Source organism: Methanorbis furvi (genome assembly GCF_032714615.1).
Taxonomy (GTDB): Archaea; Halobacteriota; Methanomicrobia; order Methanomicrobiales; family Methanocorpusculaceae; genus Methanocorpusculum; species Methanocorpusculum furvi.
This window is the reverse complement of the sequence record NZ_JAWDKA010000010.1, coordinates 1-16,870: the sequence shown is the minus strand read 5'-3', so window position 1 is coordinate 16,870 and position 16,870 is coordinate 1. Positions and strand designations below refer to the sequence as shown.

Below are 16,870 nucleotides of genomic sequence, written 5' to 3'. Positions count from 1 at the left end.
ATTCTCTATCAGATATCTGTGGCAGAATATCTCCTAAAGATGGAATACTCCAGGATTGAGTGTCATCACTCTCTGAAGTACTTTCCCGTTTGAATCGAGAGAAAAACGACCGGTTCTTTGATGGGGAAACATCATCCTTCGATGAACCATTCTCACTAGCATCCGACACTTCACAGTTTTCAGACACCGGCACACCTGTATCATCAGGCGAGTTCGACTTTGATGTCAAAAAACTGCGACTGCGGGTCATCGACTCAGAACATCCAAGGGGATTTTCATATTTCGATAGAGCTTGGGTGAAGTGATACCACTCGTGAGAAGTTCACTCAGATCATCAAGCGAGTCCGCGACCATATCGGGCATAGCATCATACATCCAGAGAAGTTCGGAGACGTCGCGGTAATCCCGGATTTTCTGTTCAACCATAGCACGAATAAACTGGGATCGTTTTCTTCGTTCCTGTATCAGCCAGGTCTGATCCCGGCCAGCAATTTCCATAATGCGGGAATAAATCTGCGACTGGCCTGAGTGCACCACATCATCACTTGCAGGATCATACTTGAACACCGTATTGACCACGACATTTTTTGTCTCGGAAAGTCCTATGATCTCCACAATTTCATTACACCGGCGAATCTGTTTTCCATCACGATAGAGACGTACCTGTGAGGACACAATATTCAGCGACTCAATAGTTGCCTTTGGTACATTCAGCGGCTCATTTTCCAACCGGTGGATTGCCGAGTCCACACTGCCTGCGTGCAGGGTGGAAAACGTTGTGTGACCGGTGTTCATTGCCTGGAACAGTGTCTGTGCCTCAACGCCGCGAACCTCACCCACCAGAATGAACTCAGGCCGCTGACGCATCGCAGACTTCAACAGATCAAACATCGTAATCTCAATACGTTCCTCTGAAGATCCGGTGGGATCAGGAACGACACTGGCAATCCAGTTCTCATGACTCAGCGTAATCTCACGGGTATCTTCAATAGTAATAACCTTTGAGAGCTTGGGAATAAACTGGGCAACTGCATTGAGTGATGTGGTCTTTCCAGAAGCCGTTCCTCCGATAAAGAGAACAGACTGGTTGTACTCAACAGCCATCCAGAAGTAGACCATCTCATCAATCGTAAACGTCTTGTTCAGAATCAGATCGATCGGTGAGAACGGAACTTCATTGAACTTTCGAATTGTGAACGAAGAGCCGTGAGCACTGACTGTCGTACCGTACGTCAGCTGAATACGAGAGCCGTCAGAAAGTGTGGTGTCCACAATCGGTGTTGCAAGCGAGATATGTTTGTCGGTTTTCTGGGCAAACAGCACAACCATGGTATCAAGGTCTTTGGTATTTTTGAAAACAATGGTTGTACGAATATTTCGGTACTTTCGGTGAAACAAAAATACCGGCACATTAATTCCGTCACACGAGATATCCTCAATTGAGGAGTCGTGCTGCAGGGGCTCCAGAATACCCCATCCAAGATAGTTCCTGTTCAGATAATAGCGAATTTTGTAGATGGAGACAAGCGGTAGTTCAATGCCAAAACGCTCCATGTACTTATCCATCGCACGATACAAAGCATTGGCCTTGTCATCTTCATTATAGACATCCTCCAGAATCAGAATATTGCGAACGCCGGAGTAAAGTCTCTCAAGAACTTCTTTTTCAAATGGTGTCAGTGACGGCTCGTAAACGAGATACAAATTTTCATTTTCAGGAGTTCTGACAATCGCCACAAGGGACAGTCCGGGAACAGCCCAATACAACTCAACAGGAGTATTGTTAGGGTCTAAAACAGGAGAAACAAGAGCACCGTCCCGTTCAAAACAATAATCCGGAATCGGCTCTTTTTCCGTTTTTTTATCGAACACTATCATCACACCCGTTTTTGTCAGGAAATCCCAACGACTATGATACTCTGCTCTCAATAAATATTATATGAGTGTTAGGAGAACTGAATCCGAATTTGTTTCAGAATTTCATCTTTACCATCCGAAAATGTTCCCTTAACCATTACGAACCTGGTACCGGTAACACCATGGGCAATACTTTCATACACGATCGGCACACTTATAGAAGCACTTTTTGTCCTTTCGGCATCCGAAAAGGAGTCAGAACCATCCACATAGATCGTGACGTATCGTAAGAAAGCAGCATCGTCTCCGGGAAGCACTGTTACAACAATGTCATCTCCGGAAAGTACGAGATTGATTTGAACATCACGGGTTGTCTGGACCTCAGTCATGATGTTTTCCATCACAAAAAGGCCTGAACCTACCAGTAATCCAATCACTGCTATTACCAGTACAACCCCCATCGCCGGGGTGAACGAGGTATTTTTACTAGCCATGATATTCACATGAGAAAATCCTAATGGATCTGCAAAGTCCATCACTTAGGCTCCTCTGTATGTAATATGAAACTCCTTAGCTATAAAGTATGGCAGTCAGAATACATTATATTTGCTTTTTACAGAGACAAAATATAAGTTGATCAAAGGAAGAGGTATATGTTAACTATGCCGGAAGCAAGCGGACAACGACTAATCCATCCTACAAATATTCCAACACTGGACAAGGTTCTCGGAGGAGGAGTGCCGTCAGGAACAACAGTACTTATTCTCTCAGAACCCGGAGCTGGCGGTACTGAGCTTCTGCAGACATCTGCAATGCAGTACTGTAACTCCCAGATTTACGACGAGCCGGCACCAAAAGGCACCTGGCATCCGTCGGAATATCACTATATGTCACTCACAACAGGAAAGAATGAGTTCAAAAATAGAATCATCGAGTTATTCAACGCAAATAAATACCACATGTTCAATGAGATGATCGATAAAATCCATTATACTGATTTTGCGGACATTTATTTCAGCAGAACTCACGTACCCTACAACTGGTACGGATCCAAAGATCCTGTCTACGGAATGCTGGAGATGCCGGTATCAGATGACTTCGGCGGACTCACGGTCATCATGGACAAGATCACCCACCTTCCTGAGGAAAGCATCGTTGTTATTGATTCACTGACCGCGCTGCTGCCGTACTGTACAAAGTCCCCCGACACCTGGCTTGAGCTGGTAACTTTTATGCGGGGACTGACACGCGCATCCGAGATATGGAAAGTCACTATTGTATTCCTGCTGACTGCCGGAGTATTAAATAAAGGACAGGAAACTGAACTGGTCGACACCTGTGACGGAGTGATTCATCTGTTCTGGCAGAAAGAAACAGAAACGAAACGTCAGCGGCAGATGTATCTTCAGAAATTTGACGGAGTACTTCCTTTAATCGATCAGCGTGACATGGTAATCTTCAACGTGAACGTAACCACGAAAACAGGTTTTGAAATCACAAACATGAGAACAGTGGCGTAGATGTTAACGGACATCATTGTGCAGGGAGAGCGAAAACTTTCCACCGGTCTTGCCGGGCTCGATGAGATGATAGACGGCGGGTTCATGGAAAATACCGTAACCGCATTGATTGGAGATAGTGGAATCGGCAGAACCACGATAGCTCTTCAGTTTCTCGTTGGCGGAGTAACTGAAGGAGAGAATGTTCTCTTTATCAGCTTGACCCATGATATCAACAGACTTAAGAAAAAATTGCTGGACATGTATCCATGGATAGAGGATAAACTGGATCATCAGCTCCATTTTATGAAACTGGACCCAAAAAATTTTGATTCCCTCTCCTACTATCTGGGAAATGGTCTGCCGGAACTCCTGAGAAATCTCAGCATCTCCCGTCTGGTAATTGATCCGCTGACCATTTATGAAGAATCGCTGCGTATAAACGATAATGTTCCAATTATGTCGGTATACCACATCTACTGGACACTCAAATCCATTCCCTGTACCTCCTTCATTGTACTTTCTACAAGTTCGGCGAGATCCTTACAAAGCATGAGCGGATACTCTGAAGAGTTCGCCGACAATGTGATACTGCTCTTTCGGGAGTTCCCCAAAGACACCTATCTCAATCCGTACAAAAAAGTTCTGCTGATTCTCAAAACCCGGTACAACAGACATGAACATTCAGGAAAAGTGCTGGAGTTCGATGAACGCGGAGTGGCGTACCTGACAAAACCGGAAAATGTTTGACTCAATCTGCATGCGAGGATACCAAAAATCCGCGCATACCCAAAAGCGAACATGCAATTTTATTTTTTTACATAATTTATCCCAAACCACTCAAGAAAACCCAACTCTAAAGAAAATATAACACGGTTACCTGAATTCTGACCGGGATCAGGAGCCCTGTCAGCACGGGACAACAAAATATTCCCATACGCATTATTATATTTTTGAACGGGAAAATAGTAGTATATCTGAGAGTGGAGTGATTAACATACTCAACATTAAACAAATCATGTTCTACCTGAACATCGCCGTTGTGCTGGTAATGTTCGGTGCGGTTCCGTGCGCAGCAGCAGATAGCGCAGGATCACTTTCTACGGATCCACAGCATGCCATGATCTTCGTCTCTTCCGACGCAATAGCACTCATTGTCATACTGCTTGTTCTGCTGATTGTCCTTTTGCTTCTCGCAATCATTTACATGATCAGCACCCTTATCCCAAAGCTTTCGCAGGCAAAAAAGGCAAAGACCCCCCTCCATATCTCGGAGACGACAAAACAACAGATTAGTCGTCTCATGAAAAAAGAAGGAGTGACAAACCGGGATGAGTTTGTTCAGAAATTGATTGTAGAGGAACTTTCCTGTAATCAAAGCAGTCATGCAGAACTTGAGTCCATACAGGAAGTGGTCACTGCCTATGTTGAGTCCCCTGAAGCTCAGGAGAAGTTCCGCAGGTTTGTGGCACGAAGTCTTCTGGGTGATGATGAAGGCGATCAAAGAGCCGAGGAGGAGGATGTACGATGACTGCTGAGCTAATCTTAAGCTTTTCACCGGAGACACAAAAACAGATCGAGGAAAAAATGAAAGAGGAGGGGGTAACGGATCGTACAGTATTCCTTACCGAACTGCTTACCCGTGCCCTCACCAGACATGAATCGACCGGTAACTGGATGGACGTCATTGAACGGGTAGTCTCTGACACCATGGACGGAGAGGATGGAACAATTCTCATCTACGCTTCCGACTCTGACGATGAATAAAAATTAAACTTTTTTTATTGATAGAAACTGCGCGATGCTGTCCGGTAAAAATATGATTGTCACGAAAATATTTCGTGATATTTTTTTGAAAAATGCAAGAGGATTAAAGAGATGAAGGTATGATGAATAATTTACAACACGAATTATTTTTCTGTTCAAAAAAAATGTTCACCATTATGGTGAAAGCATCTGAATATTTGCAACAATCTGATTTCCTGTAACTTTTATGATATAATGACCTGAACTGAAAAGCTTCAGCTCTTTTTCAACTTCACTGCTGTAGCCGCGGGCGTAACCATCCTGCTTCACAATAATTCCGTTATCACCATAGAGAAGTTTCTTCTCAGCAAGTTTTTCCTTCCCGCCGCCAAGCTGAACCGCATCAGCGTACTGCTTCGGATCATCATAGACGCGAATCACATCAATCCTGAACCATGCATTTGGATCGATCACATCCGTCGACTTTACCGAATACCGTGACTCAGTTTCGGACCATGATCCATATTTGCCGGTCGCAGGGTTCCAGGAACTATAGCTCACCGTGTTTGCCGAAGTTGCATCCTTAGTGAGATACATCTTTTTTACCTTTCCCGGATTGAAGGAGAAGTAGAGAACAAACGGCACCTCAACAACATCCAGTTCAAACATCCGTTCGGTGGAACTGTTGTACTGCATGGTGTCATCCATGTGAACAACATACGCAGGAGTAACATCATTCATCGTTGGTACAGCGGCAGTCATCGTAACTGTTGGAGTAAAGGTCACGATCTCATTCACCTGCGAAGAGATCGGAATCGTATCCCAGGTAGGAACAGCCGTTGGCGTCGAAGTTACCGAAGGAGTCACGGAAACCCGCGTCGGAAGGGGTGTCGGAGAGGATGTCGGAGAGAGGAATGAAAAAACATTTCCTGAGTCACCATAGCCTTCACCGATCGCGCCTGTCAGATATCCGACAGAAACAACCACCAGTACAATGACAAGAAGTATTGAAAGAAGACGGGGTACCATCATACAATGGAATGTTGAACACGGCAGAATATCAGTCTTTGCCTGAAAAAATTTCTCAAAAATGAAAAATTATCTGCGAGACTGCAGAACTTTGATCTGCGCCTCAAGATCAGCCATCTGTCGTTCCAAAATCTGGTTCATCATATTGAGTTCACGAATGTCAACCTTCAGAAGCTCCATATCGTCTTTGACCTGTTTGATATCTTTGTGCTGGAAAAAGAAACGGAGTGCAGCAGTAATGACATCAGACGTATTGTTGTACTCGCCGCTTTCCACTGCATTATGCAGAAGTACCTCAATATCAACAGGTAATTTATATGAGGTAGGTTTTTTGCACAGACGTTTTGCTGCAGCCATTACTATCATGTAGGATGTACTCAAATATGAGAATTCCCATCATCTTACAAGCAGCACATACAAAATATTGGTGACTGAATAAAAAATAAAGAGCTGGTCAGCCGATGACCTGCATGTCACAGACACGCATTTTTGGCACGACTGCGCCGTCGAAAGTTTTTGTTTCCGCACTGATGCCGCCGATATTTTTCAGAATATCAAAGACATTTCCTGCGATCATTGCTTTTTTCACCGGTTGAACAAACTCTCCTTCCTCCATCAGAAACGCGTTCGCGACCTCAACCGAAAACTCGCCGGTCAGAGGGTTTGCGGTGTGCGCGCCGATCACTTCGCGGACAAACATGCACGGCTCCTTGGTGACGTCAGAAACTTTTCCAAACATTCTCAGACAATGCGGAGCGATGTACGTCGCGCCGTTACCGCCGCGAAGAGCATTGCCGGTCGAAGATGTGCCGGCCTGACCAGCGGTTTTGCAGTCATACAGGTATGACGACAACACACCGTTTGCGATAATCTCGCGACGGGATGCGGGCGTTCCTTCGGTGTCAAATCTCCTCATGCTGTTGCCAAGCGGATCCATGGGAACATCAGCAATCGAAAGAGATGAGTCGGCGACTACTTCGCCAAGTTTTCCGGCGAAGACCGATTTGCCGGTCAGAACATTTCTTCCGTTCACAGCATCCGAAAACAGATCAAGGACGAGCGAGTCCACCACATGTTCGGAGAAGACGACGTCGCGTTTTTCGGTTGCAACGTCCACACCATTCCGTGAAGCGGTTGCCCAGAACGCAGTCTGTTCACCCATCTTCTCAGGATTGATGCGGTCGAGGAACGGGGATGAGTCATACTCGTAACCGGTCGAAGTACCGGCAATGGCGTCAAGACCAAGGGAGATGCCGGTCATTTTTCGTTCGTACCGGACGCCGTGACTGTTGGCGAGAACCGACAGACCTTTTGAAAGGGAAACTCCGGCAGTCACCACGCGTGCATCAGGATGCGCGGTCGCTCCTTCGTTCATTCGTTTCAGAAATGCGGCGGCGGTATCAGGATCGATGGAGAGTTTTGCATCGAACGGGTCGTCGCCTGCGGGAAGGGTTGCCGGACCCGGGAGTCCTTTCCATCCCTCCACCGGCTCGGCAAGTTTTGCCGAAGAGACCGAGGCTGCGAGGCAGTCCTTCCACCGAGTGGGATCAGAGGTTGCCGAGACTCCGATCTTTTTGTTGGTAACGGTACGAATGTAGATCGTTGTGCCCGCATGTTCGGAGACTGCGGAGACCGCCATCTCCCGCTGTTCAAGGGAGAGATCTTCAAAGGAGAGTACGAGGACCTCGATCTCATCTGCAAGTTTTTCTCCGGCGCGAAGAATAACATCAGTGTCGATCATATTTTCATGCATTGCCGGACCCTCCTACCATTGCTTCAGTCAGATATACGTGCGGTGCTCCGTCAGAGACAGGGACCGACTGGCCTTTGCCGCACATTCCCGAGGACATTTTTCGTTCGCTGCCGCAGAGGGCGATGTTGTGAAGGACCGAGAGGATGTCTCCTGAGAGCGATACGTCGCGGATCATGCCGGCGGTCTCGCCATTCACAATTTTGTAGCCGTATTTAGCATTGAACTGGAATGCACCGCGGCCGGGGTCCACCTGACCGCCGCGGGAACCGATCAGAAGAACTCCGTTTTTGCACTCGGCGATGATCTCGTCATATGAGGAGTCGCCTTCTTTGATGTAGGTGTTGCTCATCCGAACCAGAGGCTGCATGCCGGGTTCTGCACGGGCATGACCTGCGTCTCCGGTCTCAAGACCGACGGCGGCAAGGGTTTCGCGGGAGTGCATGTACGCGTTCATAACTCCTGCTTTGATGAGTTCGGTCGGACCGCAGGCGATGCCTTCTGCATCGAAGGGTTCGTAGCCGTAGTCGTGCATCGAAGGGTCGTCGATGATGGTGACGAGAGGTGAGCCGACTGCGGTTCCAAGTTTTCCGGCAAGGACAGAGACTCCATCGCGGACTGCGTCCCCTTCGCTTGCATGCCCGACTGCTTCGTGAGCGAACACGCCGCCAATCGCAGGGTCAAGGACCGCAGGCATTCTGCCGCCCGGGACTGCGGAGGCGTCAAGGAGTTCGACCGCACGTTTCGCACATTTTTCTCCGCAGTCGAGATACTCCTTCAGATTCAATGGTCCGACAACTGCTTCCTGTTCATAGTTCATCTGCATGTTTCCGCTGCGGGCGGCGACTGCGGAGATGGTGAAGAGTGTTCTGCATGTGGAGGATTTTGCCGAGTACCCGTTGCAGTCCTCAAACCAGACGTCATGATACTGCTCTGCGTATCTGGCGGATGTGCTGACTACTTCGGAAATTTTTGCGCGGCCTTCCATCTGAAGAAGGAGTGCTGCTTTTTCTTCAAGCGGGACTGCTGCCTGTTCGTTCGCAGAACATGACCAGCTGCGGGGTGAGCCGTGCGGGACGTCGGCTATTTCTGCAGAGACATTGGCAAGTTTGGCGGCGCGGGCAGCGCGGGCGATGTACTCCTGCTTTGCTTTGGTGTTGTCAGGATCAAACGGGGAGGCGGTGTAGTAGCCCCAGCCGTGTTTGCCGAGAACGCGGATGAGGGCTTTGCCGAAAAAGTTTGAGCCGGCAGACTCTACGTCGCCGTTCTCGACCGTGATTGTGGTGGAGTTCCCGCGGACGTACCTGATATCATAGTAGCGTATCGTATCCATTGCTGGGTATTATGTGTGCGTGGGATGGATAACTGATTTTGGAAATGGGGAGGTGTGGTTGTACTTGGAGTAACCACGATTCGCATGCCTGCGGCCTGCTCACCGCTTCGCAGCTTCGCGGGAATGCACGGATATCTCCAAAGATCAATAATACAAAATAGATTTTTCAAAAAAATTTCCGTGCATTCCGGCGCCGCAGGCGTTCTCCGTGCATTCCGTGAAGCTCAGTGATATTCCGTGTGATCCGTGGTTACTCCAAGTACAACCACACTCACATCATCTTCAAAAAAATAAAAAAAATTAGGCCTCTGTTGCTTCCGCAACAGCAGGCATCTTCGGAATCTCCATGTGCTTGCCGATCATCGAGAGCTTCTTCTCAAACGCCTCTTTGTCCTCGGGCACCAGAGCACGCCGGAGAACCTCTTCGATTCTTGTCACCGGAACGATCTCAACCATCTGTTTGTACCGCTCCTCGATCAGCACATCGTCAAGATTCGACTGCGGAATGATGACCGTGTGGATGCCGGCCTTTGCCGCTGCCTCAATCTTATACGTCACACCGCCAATCGGAAGAACATCACCGCGAACCGATAGAGATCCCGTCATCGCAACATCCTGACGAACAGGAATATCCTCAAGAGCACTGATGACCGCAGTTGCAACCGTGATGGATGCTGAGTCGCCCTCAACACCATTGTAGGTTCCAATGAACTGGACGTGAATATCCACCTTGCGGATGTCGGTTCCTGAGAACTTCTTGATCAAAGCACTCACGTTCTTGATCGACTCCTGCGCAATCTCCTTTAAGAGACCGGTTGCAATCACCGCTCCCGCACCCTGCGACGGCGTAACCTCAGCAGTGATCGGCAGAACCGATCCCGCATCATTGCCGACAACCGCAAGACCGTTCACGCGACCGACGAGAGTTCCTTCCACAATCGTCAGATCATAATCGCGGGTTCTTCTGATGTACTCATCAGAGATCTGGTCTTCGACTGATCTTGCAATCTGCTTTGCATCAACCACATGCTTCATCGTGGTTGCAGGGTCCCCTGCCTGACGGGCAAGATCTCCTGCGACACGCACAAGACCGCCAAGGTCACGAAGCTTCAGGGTAAGATGACCCTTGCGACCGGATCTGCGGCGTGCCTCGCGAAGAATCTCGGAAACTGCTGACGGATCAAAGTGGGGAATCTTTCCATCGTTCTGCACTTCCTGCGCAATGAAGCGGACGAGACGTGCACGGTTCTGCATCGTGTCATCCATCGTCTCGCCCATGTACACCTCATAACCATATCCGCGGATACGGCTGCGGAGTGCCGGATGCATGCCCTGCATCGCATCCAGATTTCCTGCCGCGATCATGATGAACCGGCAGGGGACATTCTCTGTCCTGACCATTGCACCTGACGATCTCTCGCTCTGACCGGTGATCGGGAACTCTCCCTCCTGCAGAGCGGTGAGGAGGCTCTGCTGCGAGGGAAGTTCAAGCGTATTGATCTCATCGATGAACAGCACTCCTTTGTGAGCACGGTGAATCGCTCCTGCCTCCACGCGGTCGTGCGACGGTGTCTCAAGACCTCCGGACTGGAACGGGTCGTGGCGGACATCACCAAGCAGTGCACCTGCATGGGTTCCGGTACCGTCAACGAACGGTGCCTTGGAGTCCGGTTTGTTGGAGACGATCAGCTTTGGCACCATCGCCTCGTCACGCGGCATCATGCTCTTGAAGACAAAGAACAGCATGAGAACCACTAAAAGTCCCATAATCAGCTGGCCGCTGAAGATGGAGAAGACGATCACACCCAAAATGATCACCATCAGCATGGTGTTCCGGGACGAAACACGTTTGCGTGCCTCGGCACGGTGGGCGGCAACAATTTCCTTGCCGCGGCCTGCCGGAACCACACGGATGATCGGATTGTTGCTGTCTTCAGCATTCGGGTAGGTGAGAATGTCCTGCATCTCCTCCTTTGGCAGAAGTTCAGCCATCGCTTTTGCAAGCATCGACTTTCCGGTACCCGGACTTCCGATCATCATCACATGGCGGCGCTGTGTTGCCGCTTTCTTGATGACCTCAACAGCATGCTCCTGACCGATCACCTGATCGATCAGAGACGGCGGGATGACAATGTCGGCGGTCGTGTCAAACCGCATGCCGCCGAAAAGTTCCAGATCGAACTCATCCGATGCAAAAATTTTCGGTACGTTCAAATCTTCCCGCGCAGGAGTAGACAACTCCTCAACTCCGGGACTGATAACCGGCGCATTCCCCATATTTGCGCCATCAGCGGAGTCGGTCGCAGTATCAAAATCATTCATAATGTATTCTTACCTCACCTTATTCGAGAGTGTTAATATTGTGCTTGATGATGGTTTAAGTAGTTTCAGTAAAAGATAGAAGATGGAAGAGTACTCTGCCATGAAAGTTATCTATACCGAAAAAAGTCAGCTCCTCGCCGCACGGGTAGCCCAGCACCTCGGCTGTAAGATTGCCGAGGTCAAATACAACACGTTTCCTGACGGCGAACAGTACGTGCGGGTAATGGATCTGGATGAAGAGATGGTGATCGTCGCAAGTACGGTTGATGCAGGATCAGTTCTGCAGGCGGTTCTGATGCTGGACGCATGTGAAGGAAGGAACACGACGCTTGTTCTGCCGTACATGGGCTACGCACGTCAGGACAAAAGATTCAACGACGGCGAACCGATCAGCGCCCGTGCACTGGCACGCATCCTTTCGGAGGGTGCATCCCGCATTTTCACGGTAAATATTCATGACCCGTCAGTCCTCTCCCACTTCAAGTGCCCTGCACAGAATCTGACCATCGCGCCAAAGGTCGGCGAGTACATCAAGACGATGAATCTCGCAGACCCACTCGTGCTCGCGCCCGATGACGGGGCATGGGAGTTTGCAAAAGGCGTGGCAGCAGTTGGCGGCTGGGACTGCGATCATCTTGACAAGACCAGACTCTCAGGCTCGGAGGTGAAGATGGCGCCGAAGCATCTTGAGGCGAACGGTCGCGACTGCATTATTGTGGATGATATTATTGCGACCGGCGGTTCGATGGCAACAGCTGCAGGGATGCTCAAGGAGCAGGGGGCAACGTCTGTTCGTGCCGCAGGAGTGCACGGGGTGTTTGCAAGCGGCGGGTATGTGAAACTGATGCAGGCAGGACTTGCTGATGTTGCGTCATCTGATACGATTGAACGTGCGAGCAGCAAGATCACTGCTTCAACCGTGATTGCAGACGCAGTCCGCAGATAATTTTCATGCGCTATATTTTAGATACTTCATTTTTTTTCGGTGAGTACCCGTTTGACGGAGAGTTTGCAACAACGTCCGGCGTTGTCGATGAGCTGAGGGATGCGGCGTCAAAGATGCGGTATGAGGTGATGCAAAGCAGAGGCCTCACAATCTCTGATCCGGAACCCGGCGCAAAGAACCGCGTCCGCGAGGCTGCGGGCAGGTCAGGTGACCTGCGGGTGCTCTCAGAGACCGATATCTCAGTCATTGCTCTGGGACTTACGCTCGAAGGAACGGTGGTCTCGGATGACTTTGCAGTGCAGAATGTCTGTCGCCATCTGAAAATTCCGGTACAGAGTCTGTTGCAGAAGAAAGCAAAGCGAAGGGTCTGGAAAAGTATCTGCAGTGGCTGCGGTGCAGAAATTCCTGATGGAGAAGCTGACTGTCCGGTTTGCGGGTCGATGCCGGTGAAGCGCGGGACAGAGAAGAGAGCTTCCGAGAGACGAAAATAAAAATGGCAAATGGGTATGATGAAATTTTGAAACGCGAATCGCATGCCTTCGGCCTGCTCACCGCTCCGCGGAATAACACGAATAGCGCGAATAAAAAAATCGCCAATGAAGATTTTTAAGAAATTACTACTACAACTTATTTTTGGGCGTCCCTATCCATCAGAAAAACACGGGAAACAAATTTGAAAAATCGCCATTGGCGATTTTTTATTCGCGTTATTCGCGTTTCCTTTTTTATCCCATCACACTGGAGAAAACCCAAGATTAATAATTCCCCAAACTCGATATTTTATCATATGTCTTCCCTTGAAGAGCTTATGGAAAAAGCAAAAGATCTCCGTGCGGACGGTCACTCATCCGGCCAGATTGCCGACGAGATGAGCCTCTCTGTCGACACAGTCACATGGCTTCTCACCCAGAGCAAAACAAACACCGCGGTCCCGAAGGATGTTCACATCGACTGGACGACCGTCAGCTCCAACGCAACCCTTCTTGGCGGCATGGCCTCCATGATGTCCGCATACTTTGACGCAGAGACCGGCGGCGAGGAAGAGATTGACACAGTTGTCGGCATCTCCATCTCAGGAGTTCCTCTTGCAACCCTCATTGCAGCAGAAGAAGGACTCGACCTCTCCATCTACCACCCGTCCAAGCACAGCGCCGAATCAGGACCAGGATGCATCTCAGGAAACTTCAGCAAAGTCAGCGGCAAACGCTGCATTCTTGTCGACGATGTCATCACATCCGGAAACACCCTCAAAGAACTCGTCGCCTACCTCCGCAGACACAACGCAACCCCGGTTGCCGTTCTCGTCATCTTTGATAAGCGCGGCATGACCGAAGTTGACGGTGTTCCGGTGTACTCGCTGTTCTCCATACGGCTTGTTGACTAAGGGAGAAGACCCAATACACATATTTTATATAGAAGTTCAATTCCATTTTTATCACACGAGTATAGGAGATAATAGATTTTATGTCAAGCAGATCAGGACAGCCTGTCGTTATTTTACGGGACAACGTTGAGCACGTGCCTGGACAGGAGGCGCTTCGCTCCAATATCATGGCCGCAAAAGTTCTCGGAAACACCGTTCGGACCACCCTTGGTCCCCGCGGCATGGACAAAATGCTGGTAACCCAAGGAAGTGACGACATCGTCATCACCAACGATGGTGCAACAATCCTCCACCAGATTCAGGTCCAGCACCCGGGAGCAAAACTCGTTGTCGAGGTTGCAGAGACCCAGGACGACGAGTGTGGTGACGGAACCACAACCGCAGTCGTAATGGTCGGCTCCTTTATGGAACAGGCCGAAAAACTGATCGACACCGGTGTTCACCCGTCGGTCATCGCAAAAGGCTACAACCTCGGCATGGCAAAGGCCATGGAGATCCTCGACACCCTCGCAATCGAAGTGACCCCGAAGGACACAGCAATGCTGAAGCAGATTGCAAAGACGGCAATGACCGGCAAGTCCATTGAGATGATAATGGACAAAGCCTGCGATGTTGTTGTTGAAGCGGTCAGCACCGTTGCAACCACGGTCGGCAAGAAAACCATCGTCAACGAAGACGACATTCTTGTCAAGACAAAACGCAGCGAGTCGATGGATGCAGAGCTCATCAAGGGAGTCTTAATCGACAAGACCAGACTTGATGCACTGATGCCGAAGAAGATCAAAGGCGTGAAGGCAGCATTCATTGCAAACCCGCTTGAGATCACCAAGACCCAGACCAAATCCAAGATCAAGATCACGTCCCACGAACAGCTTGAGGCATTCTCTGTTGCAGAACGCGAGACCTTGAAGGCAATGGCACAGAAGTTTGTTGATAACGGTGTCAATGTTGTTCTCTGTCAGAAGGGAATTGCAGATCCGGTCCAGTACTATCTTGGCGAGAACGGCATCTATGCCCTTGAGTTTGTTCCAGAAAAGGATCTCAAGTACGCAGCAAAGGCACTCGGCGGCCAGATCGTCAACAAGCCCGAAGATCTTTCTCCGGAAGTTATCGGTACCGCAGGCAACCTTGAGATGCTGGAGGATCTTGAGATGACGAAACTCTCCGGATGCAAAAATCCACAGGCAGTGACGATTCTTCTGCGCGGATCCTCCCAGCACCTTGTCGATGAGCTTGACCGTGCGATGGAGGATGCAAAACGTGTTGTGCAGGATGTCATTGAGGACGGAGCATACACGATTGGCGGCGGTTCGGTTGAGACTGAGCTGTCCCTGAGAATCCGCGAGTACGCGGCAAGCGAGGGCGGACGTGTTCAGCTTGCAATCGAGGGCTATGCAAAGGCATTCGAGATCATCCCGAAGACTCTTGCAGAGAACTCAGGATTTGACACGGTTGACAAAGTCATTGATCTCCGTCAGGCACATGCAACCGGTCAGAAGTACGCAGGTCTTGATGTCTTCACCGGAAATGTTGTTGACATGAAGGCCGAAGGCGTTGTTGAGCCGAAACGTGTCAAGCGCCAGGCAATTCAGAGTGCATCCGAGACTGCGATGCTGCTGATTCGTGTTGATGACATGATGGTCAGCAAAGGCGCAGGCCAGATGTAAAGATCAATATCAAAAAACACTATCTTTTTTAGAGTACAGGTATATGTGTATAGGCAGGTAGTGCGAAGCAGCTGATGGTATTTTGATCACGTCAGCGAAATTGAGTCGCGCATACCAAAAATCAACAGAATCGGACGTGCCGAGGTAGTCTAGTCCGGAAGGGCGGTGGCCTCGAAAGCCTCTGGTAGCAATACCTCGGGAGTTCAAATCTCCCCCTCGGCGTCTTTATTTTCCCAGATACGGGTTCAAATTACGAATTTATCATTCGCATACATTTTTTACAAAACTCTGTCGATTACCAATTCGACAGATATTTTCTCTGACCGGAAGGAATCATATGCGATTATGCGCAAAATTTCACCGTTTTGTTTATATAGTATCACAATATATTTTGAATTACCAAACAACAGAGCAACTAGATCATACTATACAGAACGGAGAAAACGAACATGGACTCATATACGATCCGGAAAATCAACGCGCGAAGTTTTACGGTAACCGTGACGAGCCCAAGCAAACAGTCATGGAAAACTTTGCAATCCAGAGGGCTCAAGGTGACCGATATCAGATCCTCGTCGGATGCTGCGGGACAGTTCTATACCTGGACAATTCAGGCGGAGAAGCCCGGCATCTATGAACTGAGAATGGTCCAGCAGAGCGATGACGGGGCATACAGAAAGGTAGTTATCCCGATCATTGCAGAAGCAGCCTGAGAGATCAGGCATACCTTCAACATTTTTTTGAATAAAAGTTTCGCACTACGATTTTTTTGCAGGATCATAGTTGATCCCCGTACCATCATCCTCATTTGAATGATGTTTGGGAGAAGTACATAACACCCGCATTTTAGATTCAAATCGAAAATACTAAATAATCAACGTAAAATCATTGAATCCCCCATCGGTCAAAATATGGTCACCATAGACGAGTTAATGATGTTTAGTTAATCCATTTTGAAAATGCCGAAACAACCCAAAAAACCCATCAAAATGCGCGTAGCATACTCACATATGTTTAACCTGTAAATTAAATCAATTCCGAAAATTGAATTTATACCTGCTGAAACTTTGTCACAAACCCACCATTAATATATAAAAAATTGAAAAATATGGAAAGATATTTATGTCAAATTTCCAGAGTTTTTAATAACCGAGTTTTATCTGTGGAAATTAATGTGCACATGATTACATGGATATAACTCGGAGTTTGTTATCCGAGGTTTATCCATGGAAATTAAGTATGTAACCACTACCTGCCCGTACTGCGGTGCCGGCTGTACCTTTAATCTCGTCGTCAAAGACGGCAAGATCTGTGACGTCCAGCCCTGCCAGCGCGGT

General features: G+C 48.8%; 17 protein-coding genes and 1 tRNA gene. 11 read left to right on the top strand and 7 right to left on the bottom strand.

The features are described from left to right. Positions 1-246: 246 nt before the first annotated feature. Together McpAg1_RS08440 and McpAg1_RS08435 are read right to left on the bottom strand one after the other, a co-directional pair. Positions 247-1,872, bottom strand: coding sequence for a type II/IV secretion system ATPase subunit (locus McpAg1_RS08440; protein ID WP_338094871.1), 1,626 nt, complete (start codon positions 1,870-1,872; stop codon positions 247-249). Positions 1,873-1,946: 74 nt separating this feature from the next. Beyond that, complete coding sequence (locus McpAg1_RS08435; RefSeq protein WP_338094870.1) at positions 1,947-2,351, bottom strand: hypothetical protein; 405 nt, start codon at positions 2,349-2,351, stop codon at positions 1,947-1,949. Between the two features lie 168 nt (positions 2,352-2,519). Here McpAg1_RS08435 and McpAg1_RS08430 point away from each other — a divergent pair, with 168 nt between their 5' ends. The 4 genes from McpAg1_RS08430 (at position 2,520) to McpAg1_RS08415 (ending at position 5,123) form a co-directional block, all read left to right on the top strand. After that, entirely contained in the window at positions 2,520-3,377 is an 858-nt protein-coding gene (locus McpAg1_RS08430; protein ID WP_338094869.1) for an RAD55 family ATPase, read from the top strand. Next, entirely contained in the window at positions 3,378-4,106 is a 729-nt protein-coding gene (locus tag McpAg1_RS08425; protein WP_338094868.1) for an RAD55 family ATPase, read from the top strand. Positions 4,107-4,374: 268 nt separating this feature from the next. Continuing rightward, complete coding sequence (locus McpAg1_RS08420) at positions 4,375-4,887, top strand: hypothetical protein (RefSeq protein WP_338094867.1); 513 nt, start codon at positions 4,375-4,377, stop codon at positions 4,885-4,887. Then, positions 4,884-5,123 carry a hypothetical protein gene (locus McpAg1_RS08415; protein ID WP_338094866.1) on the top strand — a complete coding sequence of 80 codons (240 nt, stop codon included), beginning with the start codon at positions 4,884-4,886 and terminating at the stop codon, positions 5,121-5,123. The genes McpAg1_RS08420 and McpAg1_RS08415 overlap by 4 nt, the downstream gene beginning before the upstream one ends. Positions 5,124-5,297: 174 nt before the next feature. Here McpAg1_RS08415 and McpAg1_RS08410 read toward each other — a convergent pair whose 3' ends face one another. The 5 genes from McpAg1_RS08410 to lonB all read right to left on the bottom strand — a co-directional run bounded on the left by McpAg1_RS08410 (position 5,298) and on the right by lonB (position 11,371). Next, entirely contained in the window at positions 5,298-6,134 is an 837-nt protein-coding gene (locus tag McpAg1_RS08410) for a hypothetical protein (protein ID WP_338094865.1), read from the bottom strand. Between the two features lie 66 nt (positions 6,135-6,200). Further along, complete coding sequence (locus McpAg1_RS08405) at positions 6,201-6,497, bottom strand: ribbon-helix-helix domain-containing protein (RefSeq protein ID WP_338094864.1); 297 nt, start codon at positions 6,495-6,497, stop codon at positions 6,201-6,203. 88 nt (positions 6,498-6,585) lie between these two features. Then, complete coding sequence (locus tag McpAg1_RS08400) at positions 6,586-7,884, bottom strand: TldD/PmbA family protein (protein ID WP_338094863.1); 1,299 nt, start codon at positions 7,882-7,884, stop codon at positions 6,586-6,588. Next, positions 7,877-9,214, bottom strand: coding sequence for a TldD/PmbA family protein (locus McpAg1_RS08395; RefSeq protein WP_338094862.1), 1,338 nt, complete (start codon positions 9,212-9,214; stop codon positions 7,877-7,879). Before McpAg1_RS08395 ends, McpAg1_RS08400 begins: the two co-directional genes overlap by 8 nt. A 300-nt stretch (positions 9,215-9,514) precedes the next feature. After that, on the bottom strand, positions 9,515-11,371 hold the full coding sequence (lonB, locus tag McpAg1_RS08390) for an ATP-dependent protease LonB (protein WP_338094947.1): 1,857 nt from the start codon (positions 11,369-11,371) through the stop codon (positions 9,515-9,517). 265 nt (positions 11,372-11,636) lie between these two features. Here lonB and McpAg1_RS08385 point away from each other — a divergent pair, with 265 nt between their 5' ends. From McpAg1_RS08385 to McpAg1_RS08355, 7 genes are all read left to right on the top strand, one after another. Next, the gene (locus McpAg1_RS08385) at positions 11,637-12,482 is read left to right on the top strand and encodes a ribose-phosphate diphosphokinase (protein WP_338094861.1); all 846 of its coding nucleotides are present in this window, start codon (positions 11,637-11,639) and stop codon (positions 12,480-12,482) included. A 5-nt stretch (positions 12,483-12,487) separates the two neighbouring features. Next, positions 12,488-12,973, top strand: coding sequence for an NOB1 family endonuclease (locus tag McpAg1_RS08380; RefSeq protein ID WP_338094860.1), 486 nt, complete (start codon positions 12,488-12,490; stop codon positions 12,971-12,973). A gap of 296 nt (positions 12,974-13,269) precedes the next feature. Beyond that, entirely contained in the window at positions 13,270-13,866 is a 597-nt protein-coding gene (locus tag McpAg1_RS08375; protein WP_338094859.1) for an orotate phosphoribosyltransferase-like protein, read from the top strand. Between the two features lie 80 nt (positions 13,867-13,946). After that, the gene (thsA, locus tag McpAg1_RS08370; protein WP_338094858.1) at positions 13,947-15,533 is read left to right on the top strand and encodes a thermosome subunit alpha; all 1,587 of its coding nucleotides are present in this window, start codon (positions 13,947-13,949) and stop codon (positions 15,531-15,533) included. Positions 15,534-15,671: 138 nt separating this feature from the next. Beyond that, a tRNA-Ser gene (locus McpAg1_RS08365) sits at positions 15,672-15,755 on the top strand. A gap of 227 nt (positions 15,756-15,982) precedes the next feature. Beyond that, on the top strand, positions 15,983-16,246 hold the full coding sequence (locus McpAg1_RS08360) for a hypothetical protein (RefSeq protein ID WP_338094857.1): 264 nt from the start codon (positions 15,983-15,985) through the stop codon (positions 16,244-16,246). A 513-nt stretch (positions 16,247-16,759) separates the two neighbouring features. Further along, the coding region (locus tag McpAg1_RS08355) for a hypothetical protein (RefSeq protein WP_338094946.1) at positions 16,760-16,870 on the top strand (111 nt) is incomplete at its 3' end.